Here is a 25,662-nt window from a genome sequence, read left to right on the forward strand (position 1 = left end):
TTGGAGCGTTGTGCATAAAATAAAACTCCCTTACGGCAAGAAATATCAGTATTTCCGTATTCCTTCATCGGTAAAATACAGGATATTGGAGGTGCGCGAGCCGGTACCGATTACTGATTTTTCAGGCAATTTGATACATGCCGTCAATCACCCGATTAATTCAGCTCGATTTGATTCTTTCTTTAACGTCCAGGATAAAATAGCCATTCTTATCCCGGATAAAACCCGTCGGTGCCCATCTGATAAGGTGCTTGATATTGTTATCAAACGCCTTACTGGTATGGGCGTGGACCGGGCAAATATCACCGTTATTCTGGCCCGGGGTTCTCATTCTGCTCACGCCCCGGCGGAGATAACTAAATTGGTTGGTCGGAGTACTTCCCGGGCTATAAAAGTCATAGACCACGATGCCAATAAATCCACCGAGCTATCATATATCGGGACGACCTCAAGAGGTACGCAGGTAAGAATTAACAAGCATTGCGCCGATGCCGATAAAATCATTATTATCGGGACAGTTGGCTATCATTATTACGCCGGCTTTTCAGGCGGCCGGAAACTCATCCTGCCCGGTATTTCCGCCTATCAGACCATCCAGCAGAATCACAGTTTGGTCCTGAATAAACCGCCTCTGAAAGGCAAGAATTCTGATGCCTGCCTAGGTAAACTTGACGGCAATCCGGTAAATGAGGATATGATAGAAGCCGCCCGGTTAGCCGGACGGGGAAGAGTTTTCTCCATCAATCTGGCGATTAATAGCCGGGATGAAATAATCAGAATGTTTTGCGGTGATATTATTGATGCGCATCGTCGCGGGTGTGACTTTGTGGACAGGATTTATCAAGTACCGCTTAAAGGTAAGGCGGATTATATTATTGCTTCGGCAGGCGGGTATCCTACGGATGTTAATTTTATTCAGACTCATAAAGCAATAGAAAACGCTGTTTATGCCTTAAAGGATAGAGGGAAAATGCTGATTTTGGCCGAATGCAAAGAGGGCATTGGTTCGGATATATTTATGGGTTTTTTGCAGCACCGGACACCGGAAAAAATGGAAGCCGAACTGCGCAAGAAGTTTGTGGTTTCAGGCCATACGGCCTTATGCACCTTGATAAAGGCAAATAGGTTTGATATCTACCTTTATTCTGGGCTCAAGGATTCTCTTGTCAGGAATTTACACTTTACGCCGATGGATGACGTCCAGCGGGCGATGGATATTTTCTTCAGGCAGATGCCTGATGACGCGACGGTATTTGTTCTGCCCAAGGGGTGCGGTGTCAGGCCGGTTGTTTCTTAGATGGCTTTTTGCTCATCCTGTAGTTCAGAAGGATGTTCCTTAAAATCACCTGGTTTATAACCAGGTTTTTTAGCCCGTTCCACTTCATCCTTATATGCCTGCAGGACTTTGTTTTGAATCATATCACGGCATTGAGTATTAATCGGGTGGCAGATATCGGCGAATACCTGAATCCGTCCGTTCAGATCACGAGGTCCTCGTCCGGAATCTAATTTACAGCCGCACTCGCAGCAGAATCTTGAGAGCATGGTATTCTTACCACGGCATTTGGGGCAATGGTCTGTTATCTTGCGGCTGGGCATAGCCACAAAAATCCCGTTGGATCCTTCAATAACCTTCAAATCCCTGACGACAAAGGCATTGTCAAAAGTGATGCTGCAGAATGCCTTCAGCCGGTCTGCGGCCCGTCCCAGTAATCTTACTCTTGTCTCTGTTATTTCCATAAGAACACTGTCTTCTCCAGTTTATCCGGATACAAAAATGCCTCTTTTAGGATGTTTAATCTATGGAAGTATATACTTAAGAGACGTTTACCCAGCCCTTGCATGCAAAGGCTGGGTTTATTTATCAGCCCTAATCAAGGCCGTTAACAATAAAGGATTGGCCTAAATTCCTTCTAGATAGTACGGTAGCCAGAGTTTTGGCTTCGGTTCGGCTACTGCATAGTTTAAAAATGGTAGACCCGCTGCCGGAAAGCAATATTCCCGGGTGGGATATTTTCTGGAATGCTCGGTGCGTGTCTTTTAAAACAGGATATAGTTTCATCGCCACGTTCTCTAATCTATTGTATAGCAACTTCTGGATTTCTTTGTAACCTGCCTGTTTCTGTTGGAGTTTATTAACTAATGGTAATATACCATTAGAGGCCGGTTTTGTCAAGTAGAATCTGATATTTTTGTAAATATTTTTGGTCGGGATGGATATCGGCGGTTTGAGTAGGAGATAGTGAAATTTTGCACTAATCATTAATGGCAAGATAATCTCACCCCGGCCTTTGACCAGGGCGGTTCCGCCGTATGTGAAAAAAGGTACGTCAGAGCCCAATCTGGCGCCCAGAAAAGACATTTCTTCCTGGCTTAATCCCAGGTTCCAGAGCCGGTTCAGGCCTAATAAAACAGCGGCCGCATTGCTGCTCCCGCCGCCTAATCCGCCGCCTATCGGGATTCGTTTCTCCAGGATTATCCGAACGCCTTTCCCGATACCGTATTCCTTCTTTACAAGTTCAGCCGCTTTATAAACCAGGTTAGCCCTGCTTGATGCCAGTTCCGGATGGGTGGTTACTACTTCGATTCCTTTGCTTATTGGATGCAGGTAGAGCGTATCAAAGAGGGAGACTGTTTGCATGATGCTTTCTATCTCGTGGAATCCGTCCTGGCGCTTACCCAGCACCTCGAGAAACAGGTTAATCTTGGCCGGCGAAAGTATCTTCAGTCCTTTTCGGGTCTTTGTGATTAGCATAAAATATTATCTATCAGCCTGGTCTTACCTGCATATACGGCCAGGGCAATAAGCGTATGCCCCTTTTTTATCTTTTCTATAGTTTTAAGCGTTTCCGGGTCTGCGATTTCCACATAGTCAATCCGGCTGCCGGGGATGGTTTTGATGACGGCCAGCATGGCATCTCGGATTTTCCTGCAGTCCTTCTCGCCCGATATAATCAATTCCTTTGCCTTGAGCAATGACCGGTAAAGGCGCTGGGCATAATATCGTTCTGGCACACTCAGGTATTTATTGCGTGAACTCATGGCCAATCCGTCCGGTTCGCGGACCGTGGGCAGGGTTTTTATCTCAAGATTCATATCCAGGTCTCTGGCCATTTTTCTTATAATCAGCGCTTGCTGGAAATCCTTCTGTCCGAAATAGGCGACATCCGGCTGGACAATATTTAATAACTTGGTCACCACGGTCATCACACCCCGGAAATGACCGGGCCGGGACTGGCCGCAGAGTTTATCGGTCAGGTTAGACATGTCAACGAAGGTAGAGGTGTTATGATACATTGCTTTTACAGTCGGTGCAAAGATGATATCTACTCCGGCCGTTTTGGCCAATTTGGCATCACCTTTGAGATTACGGGGATAGCGCTTGAAATCTTCTTTGGGCCCGAATTGGAGCGGGTTGACGAATATGCTGATGACCACCAGGTCGTTATCCTTCTTTGCCTGCCGCATCAGTTCCAGGTGTCCCTGATGCAATGCCCCCATGGTCGGCACAAAACCAATCATTAATCCCTTGCGTCTGGCCCGGTTGATTTCTGTCCTGATGCTTTTGAGCGTGGTGATTATTTTCATATTACAGTTTTTTTAGCAAAGCGCATATCGGTTTATTCAGCACCGGGTGCATCAATTCCGGGGCCAGCTCGCAGAGCGGCTCCAGGACAAATCTGCGTTTGTGCATCCGCGGATGCGGTATGGTCAGATGTGGCAGGCGATATATTTTTTGTCCATACAGTAAGATATCCAGGTCAATGGTCCTGGGTAATAATCTGTCGTTAATCCTGACCCGGCCCAGTGTCTTTTCTATCCGTGATGATTCCTTTAGCAGGGCTATTGCGGACAGCGATGTTTTCATCTCAATTACCGCATTGATATAATTAGGCTGCTGGATATTGCCTTCAGCCGGCGTCCGGTAAATCCCGGAAACGCCTGTGACCCGGGTGTCTTTTATTTGTTTTATAGAGCGGATGGCTATTTTGATATTCTGTTGCTTATCACCCAGGTTGGAACCCAAAGCAATATAGGCGGTTATCATTTATTCTAACCTGATTCATTCGATTCAGCCGTAGCCGCGCGCCGGGTGAATATCTTTAGCTTGAAATGGTTGGCCACTCCGCTCAGGGCGTATAATAAAAAAGTTACGCTCAGGGTAATCTCAAACCACTGGAGCAGGGAAAATCCGACCACGATTATTTCCACCAGTTTGATAAGCGGGCGCGCTTTCAGGAACCGGTTCATAAAATGGGAATAACGAAAACGACTGATCATCAATGCGGAAATCAACAGTAATATGAAAGGCAGTGCTGTGATGATTATTTTAAGCTGGAGATGCTGGTAGAGGATAACCAAACTGGCCACCACGGCCGCGGCCCCGGGGGTGGGCAGCCCGAAGAAAAACTGGTGGTCCTCTTCCTTGGTGGTGGTTTCGGTGTTAAAACGGGCCAGCCGCAGAGTGGCGCAGACCAGATAAAACGCCGCCAGCGCCCAGATAAGCCGAACCGGGAAATTAGCGGAGTTGACTACCAGCTTCAGGGCTATAAATGCCGGCACCAGCCCGAATGAGATGACATCGGCCAGTGAATCCAGATGCACTCCGAATTGCGATGACGAATTGGTGAACCGGGCCATCTTGCCGTCCAGCATATCAAAGGCCATGGCCACGAATATCATCCAGGCCGCCGTGGCATAATCCATCTTCATCAGGTAGTATAATGACGCGAATCCGGACAGCAGATTGCCTATGGTCAGCAATGACGGCAGAATCGGCACAACTTTCAGCTTTCTAAATTTTACTTTCATTTCTTGTATACTCCTATGATACTTTCACCGCCTTTGACCTTGTCGTTAACCTTAACCTCCAGCCGCTCTAATTTATTCTTGGATATATAGACCTCGGTGCGCGAGCCGAATTTTATCATTCCGATTCGGTCGCCCCGCTTGACTTGCTGATTCATCTCCAGGCCGCAGACGATCCGTTGGGCAATGATGCCGGCGATCTGGCGGACCAGGATTTTGAGGGAATGGCCGGCCGTTATGCCGATGCTGTTGCGCTCGTTCTGGCTGGACGCCTCGGGTTCGGATGCCACCAGAAACCGGCCCTTGCGGTAATCCAGCAGGGTGATTTTGCCGTCACAGGGCGCCCGGTTGATGTGGACATTGAACACCGACAGGAATATCGCCACCTTGACCGACGGCTCCTTGATAAAGGTGTCCTCATTAACATCGGCAATTTCTATGATGGTGCCGTCGGCCGGGGATACAATCAGGTTATCGCCCTCAGGAATCTTGCGATAGGGGTCGCGGAAGAAATAGAGCGTGAACAGGAATAACAAGGCCGGTAATATGACCAAAACCGGCATCATCTGGTAGAGCACATAGCCCATTACTCCGGTGATGACCAGCATCACCGCTATCTCTCCGGCCGAATATTTTGCTAAAGGTAAACGCATGTATTTAACAATTAATTAAAGGTTTAGAAATATAATGACGATATACCAAACACTCTGAGAGGGGTCAACTAATTGTGGATAGTTTTAGATAAAGCGGGGATATATGAATACCTACTATTCTTCTCAGAGGCCCAGGACATCCGGCGTAACCAAATACTTCTGGCATTTCATCTTCGGCGCTATTATCATATTCCTGGTCACCAGTTCGCTGGCGGCTTATATCAAGAATAACCGTCTGGAGAATTACATCCGGACGCTTGATAACGAGATAGCGGCCATCAAGAGTGAAAACATCTCTTTGGCCAGACAGGTGAACGCCATTTCCAGTGACCCGGTCTATCGCGAAGCGGTGATTCGCCGGGAACTCAAACTCGGCCTGCCCGGCGAGATGATTATCCTGCCCCGGTAGATATAAAACGTTATTCTGTCATTCCAGTCCCGCTTGTCATTCCCGTGAAAACGGGAATCCAGAGGGATAAACTCCGGCGGGAAGCCAGTCCCTCTGACGGGATGGTGGGAACCGTAAGCCCAAAGATGTCTGGATTCTGTGTCAAGCACGGAATGCCAGTTTAATAGAATAGATTCATTGTGCAAGCAGCACTAAAATAATCTCGGCTCTTTGGGATGCTTACCAAGATGCTCGTGCGCCTTGGAGGTGGTCTTGCGGCCGCGCGGGGTCTTTTCCAGCATACAGCACTTAATCAGATACGGCTCATAGACATCCTCAATCGTATCTTCTTCCTCGCCGATGGAGATGGAAATGGTTTTCAGCCCGATTGGTCCGCCGCCGTTGTCAATAATAGTCTGGAGAATCTTGCGGTCGGTCTGGACCAGGCCATATTCATCTATGCCCAGCATCTTCAGGCCCTCTTCAGCCGTTTCCTTGGTGATGAAATTATTGGTCTTGACCTGGGCCACGTCCCGGACTCGCTTGAGAATCTGATTAGCAATCCGGGGTGTGCCCCGGCTGCGTGAGGCCACCATCTTTAACGCCTCTTCATCGCCCTGGACGTTCAGAATCCGGGCTGAGCGCTTGATAATCTTCAAGAGGTCGGCTTCCGGATAGAGTTCCAGTTTCTCAAAGATGCCGAATCTGGAACGGAACGGGTCGGTCAGGAGTCCTTCCCGGGTGGTGGCGCCAATCAGAGTGAATGGCGCGATAGTCAACTGGACCGTCCGAGCGTGCGGGCCTTGGTCTATCATGATATTTAAGTTGAAATCCTCCATGGCCGAATAGAGATATTCAGCCACGGTTACCGGAATCCGGTGAATCTCGTCGATGAATAGGACGTTCCGATTCTCCAGTCCGGTCAGAATCCCGGCCAGGTCAGCCGGCCTTTCCAGAGACGGTCCCTGGATGACCTTGATATTGGTGCTCATCTCCTTGGCCACCAGATATGATAGGGTGGTTTTGCCCAGTCCCGGTCCGCCGGAAAAGAGGATATGGTCCAACGATTCCTGTCTTTTCTGGGCAGCGGTGATGTAGATTTTGAGATTGCTGACTATTTTGGGCTGGCCGACGAATTCCGAGAAATCAGCCGGCCTTAAAGTAGAGTCCAGTTTGAGGTCGTCTTCGGGCTTGTTGATGGAGATAGCTTTGCCCATAACAAGATAGAATTATTTCTTAGCCTCTTCAGCCGGTTTCTCGTGCGTCTTGGGCTCTTCTGCCTTTGGGGTTTCGGCCTTAGGCGCTTCTGGCAGAGGGGCTTCTTCCTCAATGGTCTCAAAGCCTGGAATCGCGCCCAGCTGTTCCCTGACCTTGGCTGACTTGCCGGTCCGGTCCCTGAGATAATATAACTTGGCCCGGCGGACTACGCCTCTCTTTTTGACCACGATATTAGCCACCACCGGCGCATGGACCGGGAATACCCGTTCTACGCCTTCGCCGTGCACGATCCGGCGTACTGTAAAGGTCTCGTGGATGCCGCTGCCTTTGCGGCCGATGACCACGCCGTTGAATATCTGTATTCTCTCCTTGTCGCCTTCCTTAATCTTGACGTGCACATCCACGATATCGCCGATATCAAAGTGGGGCACCTTCTTCTTGCGTTGTTCTTTGTCGATTTCCTGCATCAGGTTTAACATACACTTACTCCTATTCTTACTGGCTGTTAGACCGAAGGTCGTTACAGCCAGTTAGACCCCGCAGAATTGCGGGGCATTCATTCTATTTACCTTTTCTCCATTTTTCTATCTGCTGGTGATTACCCGAAACCAGCACCTCCGGGACAGTATGGCCCCGGAAATCGCGCGGCCTGGTGTATTGGGGGTAATCCAGTTCATTTCCCTTGCTAAACGACTCCTGTTCAGCCGACGAAGCGTTACCCAAGACGCCGGGTATCAGCCGGATGACGCTGTCCATCACGACCATTGAAGGCAATTCGCCGCCGCTTAGCACATATCGGCCGATGGATATAATATCATCAAATTTAATAATGTCAAAGATTCTCTGGTCAAATCCTTCATAATGTCCGCAGAGAATAATCAGCCCCTTTTTCTTACTCAAGGCCCGGGCCTTGGGCTGTCCAAAGGTCTTTCCGGCCGGGGTCAGGACAATCTTATGGGCATCTGAGCGCCCGTTGGCCTTAAGATACTCAAAAGCCCGGACAATCGGCTCGGCCAGCAGGAGCATTCCCGGCCCGCCCCCGAACGGACGGTCATCCACCTTATGGTGTTTGTCCGTTGAAAAGTCCCGCAGGTCATGGAGATTGATTTTAACCAGCCGCTTTGCCTGGGCCCGCTTGATGATGCTCTCCTTTAAGAACCCCTTGAACATCCCGGGGAACAGGGTAATTACGTCAATGACCATAACCGGTAATCAATATCAAATATCCTGGATGTAGTCAACAAAATGCAACCACAGATTTCGCGGATGACACAGATTAAAAATAATCAGTGAAATCTGTGAACACCGCAGTGACCGCGACAGCGAAATCTGTGGTTACGAGGTTTCCCTTGACATTTCCGGCGGAATAATCTATATTATCCACACCTACATTGAGACAGCACCATTGATTTAACCAAACTTATACTTGTAATCCGTGGAAAACCTTATGTTCCTTCAGGGGTATATATAATAGAGGGAATTCCCCGACATTCAGAGGTTTCAACAATGCAAGTAATAAGAAATCTTACTGTTCTTATAGTTTTAGGATGTTTTATCTCAGCCAGCGGCTGCACAAGCATGATAAATCGATCCAGTTATTCTTTAAGGACTTTAAGCACGTTAAGTGGAGCAGGTCTTACCGTTACTGGTACCAAAGAAAGTAATGCCGTAAACCCCCAGTCACAAACCACCAGTTCAGTCAACAAGCAATCGGGAACAGAAAAGCCGGGCGGGAATGAGAACCAGTCCACATTCGCCTTGAGATTCGGTGATTATGTTTTTTATAATAAAAGCAATCGGGAATATTATGGCAGTAGCGTGGGCGATAATTCATTGGATATGACTTTCGGAACGGCTAATCCCAATATTTCTTGGCGGATTGCGATTGACGGCGCGGCCACGGAATCAGACGAACTGTTTTTCGGCGGATTTTCCGGCTCGGTTGTTTTTCACACTTCACGGGCAGAAATGGTAAGATGGTTCGGCGGATTAGGTTTGGGCTCCTATTCGGCCGAAGAATATGGCGTAGATAACTATGGCTATTCCGTTTTGTATGAAGGACGCGGCATCGGCTATAAGGCGTTCGGAGGCGTTGAAGTTGCCTTATCATCCGGATTTGCTCTAAGTATGGAGCTGGCCCTGAGAGAACTGACAGCCAGAATGGCGGCTTCTAACGCATCAACTACAAATGTAAGTTACAGCGGACAGGCGTTACTTTTCGGATTAAACTTTAGTTTCTGAGCCGGAGCGGAGGTAATAATATATGCCAATAAAGTTTATTAAGGTGGTTGCATCAGTATTGATTATAATCTGTGCTTTTATTCTTAACTATGGTTGCCTTGACAGTGGCGGGCATACACCGCATACTTCTCCTTCCGAACCGCCTCCCAAGATACCCATAATAGACGGCTGGGCTAAGATTTCAGCCGGATACGGGCATACCCTGGCCCTGCAAACCGACGGTACGCTCTGGGCTTGGGGAGATAATTCTTATAATCAATTAGGTTTGGGGGAATATTACTATTATTATGGGGATTATTATGCGGGCAGTTCCGGTTATTATAACTATTATTCTAAAAATATTCCGACCATAGTTGGGAGCGATACGGATTGGGTTTCTGTGGCGGCCGGCGAGAAACATAGTGCGGCCCTGAAAACCGACGGCACGCTCTGGGTTTGGGGCAACAACTCCGATGGCCAATTGGGCGACGCGACTCATACGTATAAAAGCACTCCGACCAAGATTAGCGACACTGATTGGGCAACTATCGCGGTTGGTTACAATCACACCATTGCGCTTAAAACCGGCGGCACGCTCTGGGCCTGGGGCAAGAATGATTTCGGGCAGGTAGGCGACGGCACAACCTTCAGCAAGAGCATTCCCACCCAGATTGGAATAGATACGAATTGGTCGGCGATTACCGCCGGGCAGGGGCATACCATAGCATTGAAAAGCAATGGCGAACTCTGGGCCTGGGGCAAGAATGATTTCGGGCAATTAGGCGATGGAACAACGACATCTATAAACCAGCCAATTAAGATAACCGGCACCAACTGGTCCGCGGCGGCTTGCGGCGCCAATCACACGGTAGCGCTGAAAAGCGACAATTCGCTCTGGGTTTGGGGCGACAACACCAGCGGCCAATTAGGCGACGGCACAATCATATCCCGGACCCAGCCCACCCAGATAACTGGCACCAACTGGGCCGGGATTGCCTGCGGCGCAAATCATACCCTGGCTACCAAGGCCGATGGCACTTTCTGGGCCTGGGGCTATAACTACTATGGTCAATTAGGCAATGGCATACCGGACAATACAAGCAATCCGATTCAAATTACCGGCACAACCTGGTCAATTATTGCGGCCGGCAGTGACCGTTCATCTGCCATTAAATCAGATGGCACGCTCTGGTCCTGGGGCAAAAATTATAGTGGCGCTTTAGGATTAGGCAATTATGCCGATAAATTTATCCCAACCCAGGTCGGGGAATAACCGGAATTCTAAGAAAGGATGCGATTATGTCCGACTTCACTAAGAAATCCTGGAAGTGCGTTGATATCAAGGATATTGATTGGGGCCAGAGGTTTGAGTTTAACGAGGATAAGGTGGATACCTATGTGTCGGACCTGCCCGGGGTCTATCGCCTGGTTTATCGGACAATCCATGAGGGCAAGGATGGGTATTTTGTATTTTATAACGGCGAGACGGATGATTTATACAAGACACTGTGCGGGCATCTTAATCTCCTGAAGATTGAACTGCCACCGCCCAAGAATCCCTATAATGCCCCGGAGCATTGCATACAAAAGACCCTGCAGGAATACCCGTGCTATTTCAGGTTTATAATAGTCCGTTCAAAAAAGGAGCGGGTCCGGATTAAGAAGGAGCTTGATGATTCCATTATCCCCAAGGGCGAGATGGAATTCGCGGCCTGGGCCGATAATTTCTTCCGGGTGTTGTCGGCCAACGCGGACAAGTGGTTTCCTCCGGCGGAGCGTCCTGCTGATTTTAGCGATGCTCTTGATAAATTTAATGACAAGCACAAGAAGTTTATGGCGTCCTATGATGAGCATCTCAAGGTGCAGATTAATCTTAGGGCCGCTGAGAAGAAACTGAAAGACGCCGAGCAGAAACTCAAGGATGAACAGCAGAAACGCAAGGAAGCTGAGAATGAAGGCGAGGAGTGGAAAGAGGGGAAGAATAAGCCGGACTGATGATTAAAGCAACCCCCTGGACGGCTCAGGGGGACTGACCGATGACTGAAGCAACCCCCTGGATGACTCAGGGGGACTGACGGATGACTGAAGCAACCCCCTGGATGGCTCAGGGGGGCTGCGGAATGACTGAATAAACCCCCTGGACGGTCCAGGGGAGCCATTTGCGGAGCGACAGCGGAGTCCCGACCAAATCGGGGAAGGAGTTTTGATATGCCACAACACGATTTTATCCCTAAATCAGACCCGGGTATGGCTGCTTTCCTGCGGAATTTGGCCAATAAGATAGGCGGATATGCGGCTACCTTTAATCTGACCCCGGCTGAAGTGGCTTCGGCCAAGAACGATGCGGCCAGGTTTACCTATATCCTCAAGGTTCAGGAGGCGTATAAGACATTTAAGCAGGCGATTTCAGGGTATAAGGATATGCTCCGGGATGGTCCTGGCGACGCTCCTGTAGGCGATCTGGTTTTTCCGACCATGCCGGCGGCTCCGGCCCTGGTTAACTCCGGTATTTTTCCCCGCATTCGCAAACTAGTGGGCCGCATCAAGGCCACGCCTGGTTATACCGAGGCCATCGGCGAGGACCTCGGGCTGGTGGCAGATGAAGAGGCGATTGATATCCTAAACCTGAAACCGGTGTTGAAGAGCCGTCTGGATGGCGGGCGTCCGGTGATTATCTGGACCAAGGGGGCGGCTGGTTTCCTGGTCATCTACGTTGACCGGAAGGACGGCAAGGGATTTGTCTATCTGACCACCGATATGTATCCGGATTATATGGATAAATTCCCGGTGCCGGACGGCAAGGATGCGGTGGTCTGGGATTATAAGGCCATTTACAAAATCGGTGATGAACAGGTCGGGCAATTCTCGGAGCCGATTTCGGTCACCGTGACCAGGCAACCCGGGGGGTAGAATTAAGGAAAGATTCACCACAAAGGACACAAAGAATTAATTTTTCTGCGTAATCTGTGGTCGAATTTACTTGACATTTCTTGCCTTCTGTTTCACAATTGAATTATGAATATCCAGACCCCGTTAACTGATGGGATAGTGGAGAATCTGCATATCGGCGACAAGGTGTTACTTTCCGGGGTAATCTACACAGCCCGGGACGCGGCCCATAAGCGTATCTTTGACGAGATTCAATTAGCCCGCACCGAGAAACGCGCACCCAAACTGCCTTTTGACCTTAATGGCGCTGTAATCTATTATGTCGGTCCCACCCCAGCCAAGCCGGGTCAGGTTATCGGCTCGGCCGGTCCGACCACGGCTTACCGGATGGACCCCTACACGCCCGCGTTGCTGGAACTGGGCCTGAAGGCCAGTATTGCCAAGGGCGAACGTTCTCCAGCTGTGTTAGAGGCGATGAAGAAATATAAGGCGGTTTATTTCGTGGCGGTCGGTGGCGCCGGGGCGCTCCTGAGCCAGCGGATTGTCAAGGCCGAGGTGATTGCCTATGACGACCTCGGGGCTGAGGCGGTTCGGAGACTGGAAGTGAAGGATTTTCCGGTCACCGTGGCCAATGATATGCACGGCGGCGATTTATACAAGGTCGGGGTAAAGCAATACGCAAGGACAAGTCCCCCTTAACAAAGGGGGATTAAGGGGGTTATAACCCCCTCGCCCCCTTTAATAAGGGGGAATGGGGACGAGAATAATTTATACAGGGTATGCAGTTTTTCGACCCTCTCAAACATTCTATATATTAGGAAATGCCCCGATGTCGCTATGCTCATCGGGGTCTAAGAGCCAGTAACTCGCTACGTTGACCTGCGCGCCCCGACCCCGAAAGCATTCGGGGCGGGGTTCTCGGAGTCACGCTTCGCTTAGTTCTAACTGGCTCTAAGAGAGGAATATATGAGTAAAAGGTTAGTTGCCATATTTGTTATCGGTATATTTTTGAGTTTTGGCATAATATCAATGGATACTTACGGCTGGTGCCCGAATCCGCCCAAGATGGGTGGATACACTCCGCCGCCCAGGCCCAAGCCGCCTGACCCTGCGCCAGAGGCGCCTAAGGAACAACCTAGGCCGCCCGAGGCGCCCAAGGAGGCGCCCAAGACACCCGAGTCACCCAAGGAACAGCCCAAACAGTCCGAGACACCCAAGGAGTCCGAGACGCCAAAGCAACCCGAGGCGCCCAAGGACCAGCCGGCAACCCCGCCGGTTCCGGCAACACCGGAAGCTCCTAAGGATACTACGCCACCACCGCCTCCTCCTCCGACCACGGATACGCCTTTTGACCCCAATAGTTCTGTCGGAGGCACAGGAGGCAAGAGGCCAACCAGCGGAGGCGCATCTGTTACCCGTCCGCCATTGGATTTCGGACTGCAACCCCGCATTCAGGCAATGACCCAGGGCACCTCTAATCTCCTGGGATATGTTGAACCCTGGGAGGTCTGGTGGACCCGTAACCGGGCCAAGTACCTGAAATTCCGCCAGCCCATAGAATTTATCAGTAAAACAAACGACGGCTATGTTAACGTGGCCAAGGAATACGACGAGATTTTCAATCTCTTCAACAAAGCGCTGCACGACAAGGACCTCTATGTCCGGGTGGCGGCCGCCCAGGGATTGAGCAAGATGGGCGATAACAAGGTCAATCCCATCCTTAAAAAGGCATTTTACGATGAGAAGCAGTTGTACGTGGAGAATAACATTATTTTTGCCATGGGCCTGATGGGCGATGCGACAAACGCCATTGTCCTGAAAGAGATAGCGGTCAATAAGCAGGAGACCGAGATAAACCGCGCCTATGCCATCCTGGCTTTAGGGTATGTCAAGAACAATGAAGAGGTGATTAAGGTATTAAAGGAATTAGCCGGCCAGCCGGACAAGGATGAGGTGGTGGCCAGCGCGGCCCTGGCACTGGGCAATCTTAAAGAAGCGTCCGCCGTTCCGATCCTGGCCAAACTTATCCAGCGGGGCGTTCTTTACCAGGGTGAGAAAAGTGACCGCAAGGTTAGGACGTATGCGGCCTTGGGCCTTGGCCGCATCGGCACTAAAGAGGCCGTGAACGAGCTGAAGAAATCGTTGGACGATAAGGATAAGGATGTCCAGGAATGCGTGGCCATTGCCCTGGGCTCAACCAAATTGCCCGAGGCCCTGAATCCGTTGATTCAACTGCTATCAGACCGCGATTTGTCGGTCCGGGGATTCGCCGCCATTTCTCTAAGCCAGATATTGGATAAGGCGGTGTATCCTTTGCTATCTGATGCTTACCGGAATGCCAAAGACCCGCAGGTAGACGGTATGATTGTCCTGGCCATGGGCTTGAACGGCGATAAGCGGGCCATCCCTGAACTGCAGAAGATTCTCACCACCAAGACCAAGCGGTCCCTGATTAAAGGTGCAGCGGCTATTGCCCTGGGGCTCTTGAAGGATACCTCATCCGTCCAGATTATCTCCGACCTGCTGGACAAGAGCAATGACCCGGTGCTGGCGGCTCACCTGACCCTGAGTTTGGGGATGATCGGCGATATTAAGGCCGTGGATGTCATCAAGAAGAAGTGGGCGGATGTCGGAAGCAAGACGACCAATATTGCCTATACCAATATGGCCGTGGCCCTAACGATGCTGGGCGCCAGGGATGAGCTGGTGCTGCCGATGATTCGCAAGCACTTTGATAAGAAAGAAATGACCGCCCTGCGCCAGCATGCGATTCATTCGGCCGGACTGATCGGCGGCAAGGATATTATCAGCGATGTGGCCAAATTATATGATGACGAGACCAACCCGCAGGTGCGTAATTACATCGTCAGTTCGCTGGGTTTTGTGGTTGACGTCAATGAAACCCCGCTGCTTACCAAGGTTACCGCAGACAATGACTACAATGTCTTTATGTGGATTATGGAACACCTTCTGCCGCTGCCGCTGTGGTAATAATTACGATAGGAGTGATCAAAATGTGCCTCAAGTGCGGTTGTCAGGGGGTGGTTAACCTCAATCAGCGGGAATATCTTAAAATAATCTCTTTACATCCATTCAAGGACAAGGTCATCCATAATAGCGGATATGATTTTTATATTACGGTTTCGGAGCCGGCGCCTCAGGTGATTGACCTTATTTTCTATGTAGAGAATCCCTTTTTCAAGAGGCCGGTCCATTCAGTCAAGGAGATATTATTGTATCCCGATGGTTCTTCAACACCGCAGCGGTTTACTTTAGATACGGATATCGCCGGTGTTTCGTCATTGAGATACCGCTATCAGGAACCATTTGAGGCGAAACTAAAGATAATAACCGTAGCGTCTGACCGGCAGAATCTTTCGGCAGAAACGACTGTTCAAATCGGCTCGCCCAAGCCGTCTTATTTTTTCCTTATTACCTTTGTGATAACAATCCTGCTTGCTGTTGCTTTTGTCTCTCTGAAGAGAGGACGGCGTAGTTAAGCACATATATGATGCCTGTTGCCTGCCGCTTTCTGAAGTATGAATATCCTTAAATACAGATTCATCCATCGGTTGCTGATAAACCCGGTGTTCATATCTATTATCCGCTTTCCATTTGTCGTTGCCTTTTTCCTGATAATCTTCAGTGGATTATTCGGCAGTATCTATAGGAATTCCGTTAATCTTATGGTCGGTGTCATCTGGCTGGTCTTTATTTCGTTCACCGCTATTATTGGAGGCAAAATCTGGTGTCTGGTCTGCCCCTGGAATACCCTGGCCGAATGGATGCAGTATATCCTACGCCTGCCTGATGCCAAATTCCAGGTTCCAAGGATATTTCGTAATCTCTGGATCGCCGTCTTTTTCTTCCTGTTAATTATTTGGCTGGAATATGCAATAGGGCTGGCTAACAATGCGCGGTTTATTGCTTATCTGGCAATAATTATTTTTGGTATAACATTTATCTCGGTGTTATTATTTCCCAGAAAGTCATTCTGTCGTTATGGCTGTCCGGTCGGCGCCATCTGTGGGTTATACGGGCTTTTTGCGCCGCTCGAACTGCGCAGCGCTGATAAGGAGACCTGCCGGCAATGCCTGACCAAGGATTGTATTAAGGGCAATGATAAGGGAAATGCCTGTCCTGTCTTTGAGTATCCCGGCACGATGGACGATAATCTGTATTGTATCCTCTGCACCGAATGCATCAAAACCTGCCCGAATGACAACATTGCCGTTAATATCAGGAAGCCCGTCGCAGACCTCTTAAAATTCAGGGTGTTATCATTCAGCGAGATATTTATGATTGTGACCATGCTGGCCTTATCCATATTCGGCGCAATGAATATAAGCCGCATTTATTTCCTGATAATAGATTGGTCGTTGGCAAAATTGGCATTACCCGAAATAGTTTCTTTATTATTCTTGATACTGATACTGGTTCTTATTATTTTATTCCTCTTTTATGCCTTATCGCGTATTTATCGCACAAATCTATCTGTCGTTACCTATACATTTTTGCCAATCGCATTGTTTAACCATCTGGCAAATACCGTAAAACTGTTCTCTATCAGGGCCGAGGAGGTAATTCCGCTTATCTCAGATCCGCTGGGTTTATCCTGGAATCTCTTTGGCAGCGCCGGGTACCTGCCCAAACCGCTTTTTGATGCCGGGACTCTTCAGTACATAGCCGGGCCGGTGATGATTATCGGGCTGTTATATTCCATATATCTGGCATATCGGCTGGTTAGGATGCAATCTAAATCAAAGGCGGCGCTTGTTTTATTGTTAATGCCGATGGCCCTGTTGGTTTGGTTCAACTGGTGGCTGATACCGCAATAAAATCTTGCTAAAACAAATCTATCTTGATAAAATAGCAGATATGAGAAGATATAATATCGCCATTGTCGGTGCCACGGGTATTGTCGGGCTGGAGTTGCTTAAGATACTGGTGGAACGCAGATTCCCGGTAAGAGAATTGCGCCTGTTTGCTTCTGCCGGATCGGCTGGGAAAAGTATGAGGTATAAAGGTAAAGGGTTGAAAGTAAACAATATAACCAATAACTCATTTGAGGGCATAGATATCGCCTTCTTTGCTGTTGATGGTTCAATCAGTAAAAAATGGGCGCCGGTGGCGGTGAAAAGCGGGGCGGTGGTGATTGATAAGTCCAGCGCCTTCAGGATGGGCAAGAATGTGCCGCTGGTTATTCCGGAAATTAATGCCGATGCTATTAACACAAACTCCCCTTTAGTAAGAGGGGGTAGGGGGTGTGTTATCGCCAGCCCTAATTGCTCGACCACGCCTCTGGCCATGGCCTTAAAGCCGCTCAATGATTACGCTAAGGTGAAACGGGTGGTCGTGTCCACATATCAATCAGTCTCCGGCGCCGGTCTGCAGGCAGTGCAAGCGTTGACCGAACAAACAAAGCAAGTATTAAATCTGAAATCTAAAATCTTAAATCTTAAATCTCAAAGATACGCCTTCAACGCCATCCCGCAGATTGATTCGTTCTGCGAGGACGATTATACCGGTGAAGAAGTCAAGATGATTAACGAGACCCGCAAGATACTCAATGATTATTCCATAAAGATAACCGCCACATGTGTGAGGATTCCGGTCTATTGCGGGCATAGCGAATCAGTCAATATCGAAACAGCCAGACCCATAACTGTTGCCCAGGCTAGGAATCTGTTAAGCAGGGCAAAGGGTATTAAGGTAATGGACAATCCTTTAAAGGGTAGTTATCCTATGCCGATTGATGTTGCAGGTAAGGACGAAGTATTCGTGGGCCGGATTCGCAAAGACCGGTCCGTCAGGAACGGAATCAACCTTTGGCTGGTTTCTGACAACCTTCGCAAAGGCGCGGCCTTGAATGCGGTGCAAATAGCGGAATATCTGATAAAAACATGAGTTATGAATTAATAATTGATAACTTATAATTCATAATTTATGGTTCTCTATGATGTTGTTGTAGTCGGTGCCGGACATGCCGGAATAGAAGCCGCTCTGGTCTCTGCCCGAATGGGCTGTCAGACCCTTCTCCTGACTATATCCTTTGACACCATTGCTCAGATGTCCTGCAATCCGGCTATCGGTGGATTAGCCAAAGGGCAATTGGTCCGTGAGATTGATGCCCTGGGCGGCGAGATGGCTAAGGCCACGGATGCCACCGGCATCCAATTCCGTATGCTCAATACCGGCAAGGGTCCGGCCGTTCAATCACTCCGCGCCCAGTGCGATAAGAAACAATATCACCTTTACATGAAGAAAGTTTTGAAGAATCAGGATAATCTCATCCTGCAAGAGGATATGGTTAACGAGATTATGGCCAAAGGCAATTGCGCAGTCGGCGTAAAGGGTAAAAAGGAGTCATACTACGGAAAAGCTGTGATTATTACCACCGGTACCTTTATGAAAGGGCTGATTCATATCGGTGAAGACAAGACCAAGGGCGGGAGAATCAATGAGCCGTCAGCCGAAAACATTTCGGATAGTCTGGTTAAGCTTGGCTTGGAATTAGGCCGCTTGAAGACCGGCACGCCGCCCCGGCTGGATACCAAAAGTATAGATTACCCCGGGCTGATAGAGCAGCCCGGCGATGAGATGCCGAAACCATTTTCATTCTCTACTGAAAAGATTATTCAGAAACAGATTCCTTGTTACATCACGCATACAAATAATAAGACGCACGAGATAATTCGCAAGAATCTTGATCGGGCGCCGCTTTATACCGGTCAGATTAAGGCCATCGGCCCGCGGTATTGTCCTTCCATTGAAGATAAGATAGTCAGATTCGCCGGCCGGGAACAGCATCAGGTTTTCCTGGAGCCGGAAGGCCGCAAGATTCCTGAGGTCTACTGCAACGGAATTTCCACCAGTTTGCCCAAGGATGTCCAGGAAGAAATGGTGCATTCTATCGAGGGGCTGGAGGATGCTGAATTTATCCGTTATGGTTATGCCATAGAATATGATGTGGTCCTGCCGCACCAGATAAAGCCGACATTGGAAACCAAGAAAGTGGAGAACCTTTTTGTAGCCGGTCAGATAAATGGCACATCCGGTTATGAGGAAGCCGGGGCCCAGGGGTTGATGGCCGGCATCAATGCGGTACTGAAGATAAGAAATGACCCGTCATTTATTCTCGGGCGGGATGAAGCATATATCGGGGTTTTGATAGATGATTTAGTCACGCTCGGGCCGACCGAACCGTATCGGATGTTTACCTCGCGGGCCGAATATCGCCTGCTTCTGCGTTCTGATAACGCCGACCGGCGCCTGATGCCTTATGCGAATAAATTGGGATTGCTTGATAGGGCGCTGAAAAAGAGATTAGATAATAAGGAACGCTTGATAAGAGATACGCTCAACGTATTAAGTCGGACGTTCAAGGGAACTAAGAATTTGAAGACGCTGCTCAAACAGCCGGAGATTACGCTGAAGGAATTAGAACATAAGTCAGCACCTTTGCGTAAGCTTAAACTGACCGACGATATCCGGGAACAGGTGGAGATTGAGGCTAAATATGAAGGGTATATCCAGCGCCAATTGCGCCAGATTGAAAAGGCCAGAAAGATGGAGGATTATCCGTTGCCGCCTGGTTTTGATTACGGCAAGATAGGGCATCTCAGCAAGGAAGCCCGGACCCAACTCAATAAATTCAAGCCGGCTTCATTAGGCCAGGCATCGCGTATTGCCGGCGTCTCTCCGGCAGATATCACAGTTCTGATGGTATATTTTCTATATGGCAGGAGAGCGCCATAATGGCGCCATGGCGCTTCGGCACCAAAAGACAATCTGGTTTCCAAGCAATAGGTTATCCGACTATCTTATGGCTGTCCGACAGGAATATGCCTTTTATCAGCATCTTCAGTTGTTCGGGATTAGGAGAATATTTTAATCCGGTTTCCTCCCTGATTAACCCATCCTTGATTAGTTGATGGAGTGATTGGTTGAAATCCTGCATTCCTTCTTCTTCGCTGGAGCGCATTATGTCGGTGATTTTCTTGTCTTCCTTGTTCTGAATCAGTTTCTGGATGGAAGGATTATTCAGCAGCACCTCCACAGCCGGAACCAGGCGGGCCTCTTTCTTGGCGCCGGGCAGCAGCCGCTGGCAGAATATGGCCCTGAGATTCATCATCAAACTTTGGCGAATCAACTCCTGCCGTTCGGTCGGGAACAGGTCCAGGATGCGCGAGACGCTCTGGGCGGCCGTCGAGGCGTGCAGCGTGCCCAATACCAGATGCCCGGTCTCAGCCGCCATCAGGCCGGCTTCCAGGCTTTCCGAATCGCGCATCTCGCCCATCAGGATGACATCTGGATTCTGGCGCACGATATACCTCAGCGCATCGTGGAATGAAGCCACGTCAATGCCGACCTCGCGTTGGTTGACAAATGATTTGATATCCGTAAAGAGATATTCTATCGGGTCTTCCACGGTAATAATATGGCATTTGCGGTTTTCGTTGATGTATTGCAGCATCGAGGCCAGGGTGGTGGATTTCCCCGATGAGGTCGGGCCTGAAACAATAACCAATCCTTCCTTATAAGAAACCACCTTCTGAACAGCCGTCGGCAGGTTCAGCTCTTTGAAATTCGGTATCTGGGTGTTGACCCGCCGGGCGGCCAGGGCAATATTGCCGCGTTCCTTGAAGACGTTGACCCGGAACCGGCCCGTGCTTTCAACGCTATAGGCAAAGTCAAGGTTGTTGTGTGCCTCAAAATGCGTCCGCTGTTCATCGGTCAGTATTTCGTAAACTATCTTCTTGATATCTTCATTGCTCAGGGCGCGGCTGCCGACTTCATAAAGGACCGTGGAAATCCGGAATACCGGTTTCATGTCGGCCTTGAGATGCAGGTCAGAACCCTTGTTTTTGGCTAATCCCACAAATAGTTTTTCCATATCCTTTAGGTTCGCCGGAGCCGAAATATCTGGTTGAACTGTCTGGGATTGGGAAGCCGGATGTTCTTTCTTGGATTCTGTCATAAGGTTTCACCTCATTTCCATTCGATAACAGGTGGAATATCCTGAACGCTAAGCCAGGTTTTATTCGCAAGCGTTAGGGTGGTTCGTGTGTTATCAGGAAGAGTATAGGTAATTGTTTTTTTGCCATTTATGACTTCTTGTACCTGCGCATCCGGGTATAATTTATTCAGAACCTTTTGATACGCATTAAACGATTCGTAGGCATCGTTATCTGAATCCCATATGGTCGAGAGGAATAAAACAATATCCTTGGTTTTATTGTTTTGGAGCAGGAAATATTTATCGCCATCCCAGCCCTCCGATGCCTCGCCGGCTTTTCCTTTGGCATAACTGCTGAATAGAATCCAAAAGCCGAATTCCCCCATGGTGTTTTCGGCCAGTATGGTCCATTCATCGCCAGCCTGGGGCGGTGTAATCGATTCAGGGGTATCGCGCGGTTCGGCCAATTTTTTGGTATGAATCATCTGTTCGGTTGATATAGGCGGATTCTTATATGTCCCGCTAACCAGCTGCCAGTTTTTTTGCTTCTCATCAATGGTCACCATGGTATGAATGGAGTAGGCGCCGTGGTAATAAGGCGCTATCAGCAGCCAGAAAAGATAATCCGGCACATCCTTGAGGGCTATTATGGATTCATATAAGTCAGGCGCTGTTTCTTTATACTGTTCAGCCATTGATGTTGATAACTCCAGTAAATCTTTGCGCCCCAGATTTTTGTAGCGGCTGAAAGCCATTTCCATCATCGGGCTGTCCGGCGCAAAGGTGATGCCCATTTTCTCTAACTGGGCAATGGTCATGACATAAGTGGCTTCTCCTTCTACCAGATATCTGATAGCGGTTTCCTGGTCGCTATTATTCGCTGTTTTGATCAGTTTTCCCAGGTCATAATACTGGTCCTGGAGGGCGTGAGTCAGTTCGTGGATAACCATGGTTTCCATTTCCATCTGCGGCATATTGATTTTTATGAAATACATACACTTGGTTTCGGGGTCATAATAAGCTCCGGCCTGGCTGACCAGCAGGTTTTCCAGTCCTTTTTTCATGTCATAATTCTTGGGTAACAATCCCAGTTTAGATAATGCCAGCTGGTTCCATCTGCTTTCCTCATCAAATGATTTATCCAGGTCTTTTTTCACGAAAGTCCTAAATTCCTCAACGGATTGTACCGCTCCTTTGACATCAGACTTAAACTTCTTGCCGCTGATTCTTTCCACGATTTCCTGGCAGGATTTCAGGTTGACCGGGATTCCCGGCGTAGCAGCGGCGGAGTCCGCCGGCGCGGTCACTGCGGTTGTTCCCCGAAGGCTTTCGGGGGGCGCAGCGGCTGATTTGTCATCCGGTTTATTACTGCCGCCAGCGCAGCTAATAGAGGCGATAGAAATTAGTGTCAATGCTAATACTAAGGCAATATGTTTTTTATGCATTATGTTGTTGTCTTCAACGTTGGTAGTGTTTATGATAGAATTTCATGTATTCGCCGGTTTTTATCTGCTGCCACCACGCCTGATTATTCAGGTACCATAATATGGTTTTCTTGATGCCGTCCTCAAACCGGTATTTGGGCCGCCAGCCCAGTTGCCGTTTGATTTTGGAGATATTGAGCGCATACCGGCGGTCATGCCCGGGCCGGTCCTTGACATAGGTAACCAGCGATATGGGCTGGTTCAGGAGTTTTAAGATAGTCTTGGTGATATAAAGGTTGGTCTGCTCGCAGTTGCCGCCGATATTATAAATTTCGCCCGGTTGGCCCTTGAGCATAACCGTCGCGATGGCCCGGCAGTTATCCTCGACATAGAGCCAGTCCCGGACATTGAGCCCGTCTCCGTAAAGCGGCAGCGGTTTGTCCGACATGGCGTTGGTGACAAAAAGCGGTATCACCTTTTCCGGGAACTGGTATGGCCCGTAATTATTACTGCTTCGGGTGATAAGCGCCTTGTAGCCAAAGGTTTTTTCGTACGACTTGACCAGCAGGTCAGCCGCGGCCTTGCTGGCGGAATACGGACTGCTGGCTTCAAGCGGATAATCCTCCCTGAAGGCTGGCTCGTTTGGTTTTAGCGACCCATAGACCTCATCGGTTGATATCTGGATGAATCGTTTGATGTTATGCTGGCGGGCTGATTCCAGCATGGTCTGGGCGCCCAATATATTGGTGCTAAGGAACTCGGCCGGTTTGTATAAACTCCGGTCCACATGCGACTCGGCCGCGAAATTTATCACCACATCAGGATATTCACCCATCAGGCGATTGACCAATTTGCCGTCTCGGATATCGCCCCGGACGAATTTGTATCTTTTGTCCCTGCGGATATTTTCAAGGTTAGCCGGATTGCCCGCATAGGTCAGCAGGTCAAGATTGGTTATTTTTACGGAAAGGTAGTTTTTGAGAATGAATCTGATGAAATTAGAGCCGATAAATCCGCATCCGCCGGTCAGTAATATTTTCATCCTGGTAATTTAATAATTTCTATTATCTCTGGTCAAGAAAAGGACGATTTTATATAACGATAAGCATATAACCAAGATATGAAAATCATCTTTGCAGGCGGCGGAACCGGCGGTCATCTTTTCCCGGGTATTGCTCTGGCCCAGGCGCTGTCTTCTAAATCATCAATCCTTTTTCTCTGCACCAACCGTCCGTTTGACAAGGCTCAGCTCGACCGCTATAAGTTTGCTTATCAGGCGCTGTCATCGCCGCGCCTGCCTTCAATAAAGAGACCCTGGACCGTTATTAGTTTCATTATTAATGTTTGGGCGGCTCTCTATCGAACAAACAGGTGTTTCTCTGGTTTTAAACCTGATATCGTAGTCGGATTGGGCGGTTACGGCGCATTCAGTTCATTAATCATTGCGCTGTTAAGAGGGGTGCCGTTTGTGTTATTGGAGCAGAATGTTCTGCCCGGTCGAATCTCGCGCCTGTTTTCACCCTTTGCCAGGCAGGTCTTCTGCCAGCGGGAAAAGTCACTGCGTCATCTCAGGAATAGAAAGAGCCTTATGGCAACCGGCAGTCCAATCCGCCAGGAGATTCTTTCCCATGTTAATCGCGGCAAGGCAGATGCCCGGAAGCAGCTTGGATTAACCCGGGAGCATATTATGCTGGTTATCGGCGGTAGCCAGGGCGCTGAGGCGTTAAATAGGGCAGTAGTAGATAACATGGAACATCTTAAGAGACTGTCTGATAGATTAGGCATCGTTCATCTGACCGGCCAAAGGGATTATCAGCGTATTAAAGAGGCGTATGGGAAATCAGGCATAGAGCATCTGGTAAAACCATTCAGCGATGATATGGGCTTGATATATGCCGCCTCGGACCTGGCGTTCAGCCGGTCCGGCGGGATTGCCATTTCTGAGATGACGCTCTTCGGTCTGTCCATGTTTTTGGTGCCTTACCCGCAGGCCGCGGATAATCACCAGTTCTTCAATGCAATGGACGTCTATCAAAAAGGCGCCGGGATTTTGGTTAGCCAAAACGAGCTCACCAGAAAGATGGCGTATATTCTATCTGATATAGAACGAAACGGCTTTCGGACATTAGGAGGAATTTCTCTTAAAGCCAAAATGATGGCTCGGCCCGGAGCCGCAGAAGAGATTATAGATTCTCTGCCTGCCCAACGATAAAAGTTATGATACGGGTGTTCGGGATTACTCGGAATTTGCTTCTAACGGGGACAGATATTTTATAAGGGTGAGTTTATTACCCGGCGGGGTAAAGATGAGTTCATTAATGCACTTCCTCATCAGGGCCAGGCCCAAGCCGCCCGGCGATCCGTATTTAACCGTCTTTTCTATCAATTTCGGGGCCTCGAATTCAATCAGCGGAACCTCCAGATGTTTGGTGAAATCGAACCCGTTTCCCTCGTCCTTGACCGTCAGGGTGATTTTAGACGCCTCATAAATATATTCCACCTCAACGAATTTGGCTGGCGAGAATTTATTTCCGTGAATGACCGCATTATCAATGGCCTCGCCCACGGCCAGCATAAATTTCCGTTTGACATCGTCGGCTATTTTCTGGCCATCCAGGCATTTGTTAATCAGTTCAAAAACCCCGCGTGACATTTCCGGTGAAGTGCTGAATTTTACCTGTAGCTGCTGACGGTTTTTCATAAGCTAAGTTGCTTTCTTTCTCGGCACTGTCTCTAACCGCCGTTTGTGAAACAATATACTAACTCATCGCTAATTAGTTGTCAAGGTTTTTCTGTAAGTTTATTGTGATTATCGCTGGTGCAAATTTATCCGGCGGCGGATAATCCGCTGATTAGGAAGCGATGGATTTTCGTTGACTCGGGCGGGCATTTTTGATATACTTTGATGCGATTAGGGCGCGGGTGGTGGAACTGGCAGACACGTAGGTTTTAGGAGCCTATGCCTCACGGCTTGCGGGTTCAACTCCCGCCCCGCGCATTAGAATCTGTTAAGCCGAAGGCTGTTACAGATTCTTATCCCGCACATAACCAGATTCTGCGCATCAGCAAAGCAGTAGATTATGTGCGGGATTAGAACGGGGA

The 25,662-nt window shown here is 48.9% G+C and carries 26 protein-coding genes and 1 tRNA gene; 14 read left to right on the forward strand and 13 right to left on the reverse strand.

Features of this window, described 5'->3' with window-relative positions; genetic code table 11:
- The first annotated feature begins 10 nt into the window (after positions 1-10).
- Positions 11-1,297 carry a nickel-dependent lactate racemase gene (larA, locus tag HZA49_06510; protein ID MBI5779092.1) on the forward strand — a complete coding sequence of 429 codons (1,287 nt, stop codon included), beginning with the start codon at positions 11-13 and terminating at the stop codon, positions 1,295-1,297.
- Here larA and HZA49_06515 read toward each other — a convergent pair.
- The 6 genes from HZA49_06515 to HZA49_06540 form a co-directional block, all read right to left on the reverse strand.
- Positions 1,294-1,740 (reverse strand): septation protein SpoVG family protein, encoded by a 447-nt coding sequence (locus HZA49_06515; GenBank protein ID MBI5779093.1) that lies wholly within the window; start codon positions 1,738-1,740, stop codon positions 1,294-1,296. The two genes, larA and HZA49_06515, sit on opposite strands and share 4 nt — an antisense overlap.
- Before the next feature lie 130 nt (positions 1,741-1,870).
- Complete coding sequence (gene ispE, locus HZA49_06520) at positions 1,871-2,755, reverse strand: 4-(cytidine 5'-diphospho)-2-C-methyl-D-erythritol kinase (GenBank protein MBI5779094.1); 885 nt, start codon at positions 2,753-2,755, stop codon at positions 1,871-1,873.
- Positions 2,749-3,588: a pantoate--beta-alanine ligase gene (locus HZA49_06525; protein ID MBI5779095.1), complete on the reverse strand. Its 840-nt coding sequence runs from the start codon at positions 3,586-3,588 to the stop codon at positions 2,749-2,751. The genes ispE and HZA49_06525 overlap by 7 nt, the downstream gene beginning before the upstream one ends.
- A gap of 1 nt (position 3,589) precedes the next feature.
- Positions 3,590-4,048, reverse strand: a complete 459-nt coding sequence (gene folK / locus HZA49_06530; protein ID MBI5779096.1) for a 2-amino-4-hydroxy-6-hydroxymethyldihydropteridine diphosphokinase — start codon at positions 4,046-4,048, stop codon at positions 3,590-3,592.
- A 5-nt stretch (positions 4,049-4,053) separates the two neighbouring features.
- On the reverse strand, positions 4,054-4,812 hold the full coding sequence (gene pssA / locus HZA49_06535) for a CDP-diacylglycerol--serine O-phosphatidyltransferase (protein ID MBI5779097.1): 759 nt from the start codon (positions 4,810-4,812) through the stop codon (positions 4,054-4,056).
- The gene (locus HZA49_06540; GenBank protein ID MBI5779098.1) at positions 4,809-5,462 is read right to left on the reverse strand and encodes a phosphatidylserine decarboxylase family protein; all 654 of its coding nucleotides are present in this window, start codon (positions 5,460-5,462) and stop codon (positions 4,809-4,811) included. The genes pssA and HZA49_06540 overlap by 4 nt, the downstream gene beginning before the upstream one ends.
- A gap of 103 nt (positions 5,463-5,565) precedes the next feature.
- Between HZA49_06540 and HZA49_06545 the strand changes: the two genes are divergently transcribed.
- Positions 5,566-5,871, forward strand: coding sequence for a septum formation initiator family protein (locus tag HZA49_06545; protein MBI5779099.1), 306 nt, complete (start codon positions 5,566-5,568; stop codon positions 5,869-5,871).
- A gap of 191 nt (positions 5,872-6,062) precedes the next feature.
- Here HZA49_06545 and ruvB read toward each other — a convergent pair whose 3' ends face one another.
- The 3 genes from ruvB to trmD all read right to left on the reverse strand — a co-directional run bounded on the left by ruvB (position 6,063) and on the right by trmD (position 8,271).
- A complete protein-coding gene (gene ruvB, locus HZA49_06550) occupies positions 6,063-7,067 on the reverse strand; it encodes a Holliday junction branch migration DNA helicase RuvB (GenBank protein ID MBI5779100.1) in 1,005 nt (334 codons plus the stop codon).
- Between the two features lie 12 nt (positions 7,068-7,079).
- Complete coding sequence (gene rplS / locus HZA49_06555; protein MBI5779101.1) at positions 7,080-7,547, reverse strand: 50S ribosomal protein L19; 468 nt, start codon at positions 7,545-7,547, stop codon at positions 7,080-7,082.
- Positions 7,548-7,629: 82 nt separating this feature from the next.
- Complete coding sequence (trmD, locus tag HZA49_06560) at positions 7,630-8,271, reverse strand: tRNA (guanosine(37)-N1)-methyltransferase TrmD (GenBank protein MBI5779102.1); 642 nt, start codon at positions 8,269-8,271, stop codon at positions 7,630-7,632.
- Between the two features lie 303 nt (positions 8,272-8,574).
- Between trmD and HZA49_06565 the strand changes: the two genes are divergently transcribed.
- The 10 genes from HZA49_06565 (at position 8,575) to mnmG (ending at position 19,935) form a co-directional block, all read left to right on the forward strand.
- Complete coding sequence (locus tag HZA49_06565) at positions 8,575-9,309, forward strand: hypothetical protein (GenBank protein MBI5779103.1); 735 nt, start codon at positions 8,575-8,577, stop codon at positions 9,307-9,309.
- Positions 9,310-9,331: 22 nt separating this feature from the next.
- Complete coding sequence (locus tag HZA49_06570; protein ID MBI5779104.1) at positions 9,332-10,561, forward strand: hypothetical protein; 1,230 nt, start codon at positions 9,332-9,334, stop codon at positions 10,559-10,561.
- Positions 10,562-10,587: 26 nt separating this feature from the next.
- The gene (locus tag HZA49_06575) at positions 10,588-11,283 is read left to right on the forward strand and encodes a hypothetical protein (GenBank protein MBI5779105.1); all 696 of its coding nucleotides are present in this window, start codon (positions 10,588-10,590) and stop codon (positions 11,281-11,283) included.
- Positions 11,284-11,496: 213 nt separating this feature from the next.
- Positions 11,497-12,198, forward strand: a complete 702-nt coding sequence (locus HZA49_06580; protein ID MBI5779106.1) for a hypothetical protein — start codon at positions 11,497-11,499, stop codon at positions 12,196-12,198.
- A gap of 105 nt (positions 12,199-12,303) precedes the next feature.
- Complete coding sequence (locus tag HZA49_06585; GenBank protein MBI5779107.1) at positions 12,304-12,876, forward strand: Fe-S-containing hydro-lyase; 573 nt, start codon at positions 12,304-12,306, stop codon at positions 12,874-12,876.
- A gap of 267 nt (positions 12,877-13,143) precedes the next feature.
- Positions 13,144-15,168 (forward strand): HEAT repeat domain-containing protein, encoded by a 2,025-nt coding sequence (locus HZA49_06590; GenBank protein MBI5779108.1) that lies wholly within the window; start codon positions 13,144-13,146, stop codon positions 15,166-15,168.
- 23 nt (positions 15,169-15,191) lie between these two features.
- The gene (locus HZA49_06595; GenBank protein MBI5779109.1) at positions 15,192-15,677 is read left to right on the forward strand and encodes a hypothetical protein; all 486 of its coding nucleotides are present in this window, start codon (positions 15,192-15,194) and stop codon (positions 15,675-15,677) included.
- A 39-nt stretch (positions 15,678-15,716) separates the two neighbouring features.
- Positions 15,717-17,015, forward strand: coding sequence for a 4Fe-4S binding protein (locus tag HZA49_06600; protein MBI5779110.1), 1,299 nt, complete (start codon positions 15,717-15,719; stop codon positions 17,013-17,015).
- 40 nt (positions 17,016-17,055) lie between these two features.
- Positions 17,056-18,084, forward strand: a complete 1,029-nt coding sequence (locus HZA49_06605; protein ID MBI5779111.1) for an aspartate-semialdehyde dehydrogenase — start codon at positions 17,056-17,058, stop codon at positions 18,082-18,084.
- A 39-nt stretch (positions 18,085-18,123) separates the two neighbouring features.
- Positions 18,124-19,935, forward strand: coding sequence for a tRNA uridine-5-carboxymethylaminomethyl(34) synthesis enzyme MnmG (gene mnmG / locus HZA49_06610; GenBank protein ID MBI5779112.1), 1,812 nt, complete (start codon positions 18,124-18,126; stop codon positions 19,933-19,935).
- A gap of 52 nt (positions 19,936-19,987) precedes the next feature.
- Here mnmG and HZA49_06615 read toward each other — a convergent pair whose 3' ends face one another.
- The 3 genes from HZA49_06615 to rfbB are packed head-to-tail and all read right to left on the reverse strand — an operon-like array spanning position 19,988 to position 23,602.
- Positions 19,988-21,157 (reverse strand): PilT/PilU family type 4a pilus ATPase, encoded by a 1,170-nt coding sequence (locus HZA49_06615; GenBank protein ID MBI5779113.1) that lies wholly within the window; start codon positions 21,155-21,157, stop codon positions 19,988-19,990.
- 11 nt (positions 21,158-21,168) lie between these two features.
- Positions 21,169-22,581 carry a hypothetical protein gene (locus tag HZA49_06620; protein ID MBI5779114.1) on the reverse strand — a complete coding sequence of 471 codons (1,413 nt, stop codon included), beginning with the start codon at positions 22,579-22,581 and terminating at the stop codon, positions 21,169-21,171.
- Between the two features lie 13 nt (positions 22,582-22,594).
- Positions 22,595-23,602 carry a dTDP-glucose 4,6-dehydratase gene (rfbB, locus tag HZA49_06625; GenBank protein ID MBI5779115.1) on the reverse strand — a complete coding sequence of 336 codons (1,008 nt, stop codon included), beginning with the start codon at positions 23,600-23,602 and terminating at the stop codon, positions 22,595-22,597.
- A gap of 78 nt (positions 23,603-23,680) precedes the next feature.
- Here rfbB and HZA49_06630 point away from each other — a divergent pair, with 78 nt between their 5' ends.
- Complete coding sequence (locus tag HZA49_06630) at positions 23,681-24,772, forward strand: UDP-N-acetylglucosamine--N-acetylmuramyl-(pentapeptide) pyrophosphoryl-undecaprenol N-acetylglucosamine transferase (protein ID MBI5779116.1); 1,092 nt, start codon at positions 23,681-23,683, stop codon at positions 24,770-24,772.
- A 24-nt stretch (positions 24,773-24,796) separates the two neighbouring features.
- Here the strand turns inward: HZA49_06630 and HZA49_06635 are convergent, their stop codons facing one another.
- Positions 24,797-25,261 (reverse strand): ATP-binding protein, encoded by a 465-nt coding sequence (locus HZA49_06635; protein ID MBI5779117.1) that lies wholly within the window; start codon positions 25,259-25,261, stop codon positions 24,797-24,799.
- Between the two features lie 215 nt (positions 25,262-25,476).
- On the opposite strand from HZA49_06635, the gene HZA49_06640 reads away from it, so the two are divergent.
- Positions 25,477-25,558 (forward strand) — tRNA-Leu (locus HZA49_06640).
- The last annotated feature ends 104 nt before the right edge of the window (positions 25,559-25,662 follow it).

Source organism: Planctomycetota bacterium (genome assembly GCA_016235865.1).
Classification (GTDB): domain Bacteria; phylum Planctomycetota; class MHYJ01; order JACQXL01; family JACQXL01; genus JACRIK01.

Coding starts and splice junctions, on each gene's coding strand:
- HZA49_06515 (MBI5779093.1), bottom strand. CDS start 1,740: ATGGAAATAACAGAGACAAGAGTAAGATTACTGGGACGGGCCGCAGAC.
- ispE (MBI5779094.1), bottom strand. CDS start 2,755: ATGCTAATCACAAAGACCCGAAAAGGACTGAAGATACTTTCGCCGGCC.
- HZA49_06525 (MBI5779095.1), bottom strand. CDS start 3,588: ATGAAAATAATCACCACGCTCAAAAGCATCAGGACAGAAATCAACCGG.
- folK (MBI5779096.1), bottom strand. CDS start 4,048: ATGATAACCGCCTATATTGCTTTGGGTTCCAACCTGGGTGATAAGCAA.
- pssA (MBI5779097.1), bottom strand. CDS start 4,812: ATGAAAGTAAAATTTAGAAAGCTGAAAGTTGTGCCGATTCTGCCGTCA.
- HZA49_06540 (MBI5779098.1), bottom strand. CDS start 5,462: ATGCGTTTACCTTTAGCAAAATATTCGGCCGGAGAGATAGCGGTGATG.
- HZA49_06545 (MBI5779099.1), top strand. CDS start 5,566: ATGAATACCTACTATTCTTCTCAGAGGCCCAGGACATCCGGCGTAACC.
- ruvB (MBI5779100.1), bottom strand. CDS start 7,067: ATGGGCAAAGCTATCTCCATCAACAAGCCCGAAGACGACCTCAAACTG.
- rplS (MBI5779101.1), bottom strand. CDS start 7,547: ATGTTAAACCTGATGCAGGAAATCGACAAAGAACAACGCAAGAAGAAG.
- trmD (MBI5779102.1), bottom strand. CDS start 8,271: ATGGTCATTGACGTAATTACCCTGTTCCCCGGGATGTTCAAGGGGTTC.
- HZA49_06565 (MBI5779103.1), top strand. CDS start 8,575: ATGCAAGTAATAAGAAATCTTACTGTTCTTATAGTTTTAGGATGTTTT.
- HZA49_06570 (MBI5779104.1), top strand. CDS start 9,332: ATGCCAATAAAGTTTATTAAGGTGGTTGCATCAGTATTGATTATAATC.
- HZA49_06575 (MBI5779105.1), top strand. CDS start 10,588: ATGTCCGACTTCACTAAGAAATCCTGGAAGTGCGTTGATATCAAGGAT.
- HZA49_06580 (MBI5779106.1), top strand. CDS start 11,497: ATGCCACAACACGATTTTATCCCTAAATCAGACCCGGGTATGGCTGCT.
- HZA49_06585 (MBI5779107.1), top strand. CDS start 12,304: ATGAATATCCAGACCCCGTTAACTGATGGGATAGTGGAGAATCTGCAT.
- HZA49_06590 (MBI5779108.1), top strand. CDS start 13,144: ATGAGTAAAAGGTTAGTTGCCATATTTGTTATCGGTATATTTTTGAGT.
- HZA49_06595 (MBI5779109.1), top strand. CDS start 15,192: ATGTGCCTCAAGTGCGGTTGTCAGGGGGTGGTTAACCTCAATCAGCGG.
- HZA49_06600 (MBI5779110.1), top strand. CDS start 15,717: ATGAATATCCTTAAATACAGATTCATCCATCGGTTGCTGATAAACCCG.
- HZA49_06605 (MBI5779111.1), top strand. CDS start 17,056: ATGAGAAGATATAATATCGCCATTGTCGGTGCCACGGGTATTGTCGGG.
- mnmG (MBI5779112.1), top strand. CDS start 18,124: ATGGTTCTCTATGATGTTGTTGTAGTCGGTGCCGGACATGCCGGAATA.
- HZA49_06615 (MBI5779113.1), bottom strand. CDS start 21,157: ATGACAGAATCCAAGAAAGAACATCCGGCTTCCCAATCCCAGACAGTT.
- HZA49_06620 (MBI5779114.1), bottom strand. CDS start 22,581: ATGCATAAAAAACATATTGCCTTAGTATTAGCATTGACACTAATTTCT.
- rfbB (MBI5779115.1), bottom strand. CDS start 23,602: ATGAAAATATTACTGACCGGCGGATGCGGATTTATCGGCTCTAATTTC.
- HZA49_06630 (MBI5779116.1), top strand. CDS start 23,681: ATGAAAATCATCTTTGCAGGCGGCGGAACCGGCGGTCATCTTTTCCCG.
- HZA49_06635 (MBI5779117.1), bottom strand. CDS start 25,261: ATGAAAAACCGTCAGCAGCTACAGGTAAAATTCAGCACTTCACCGGAA.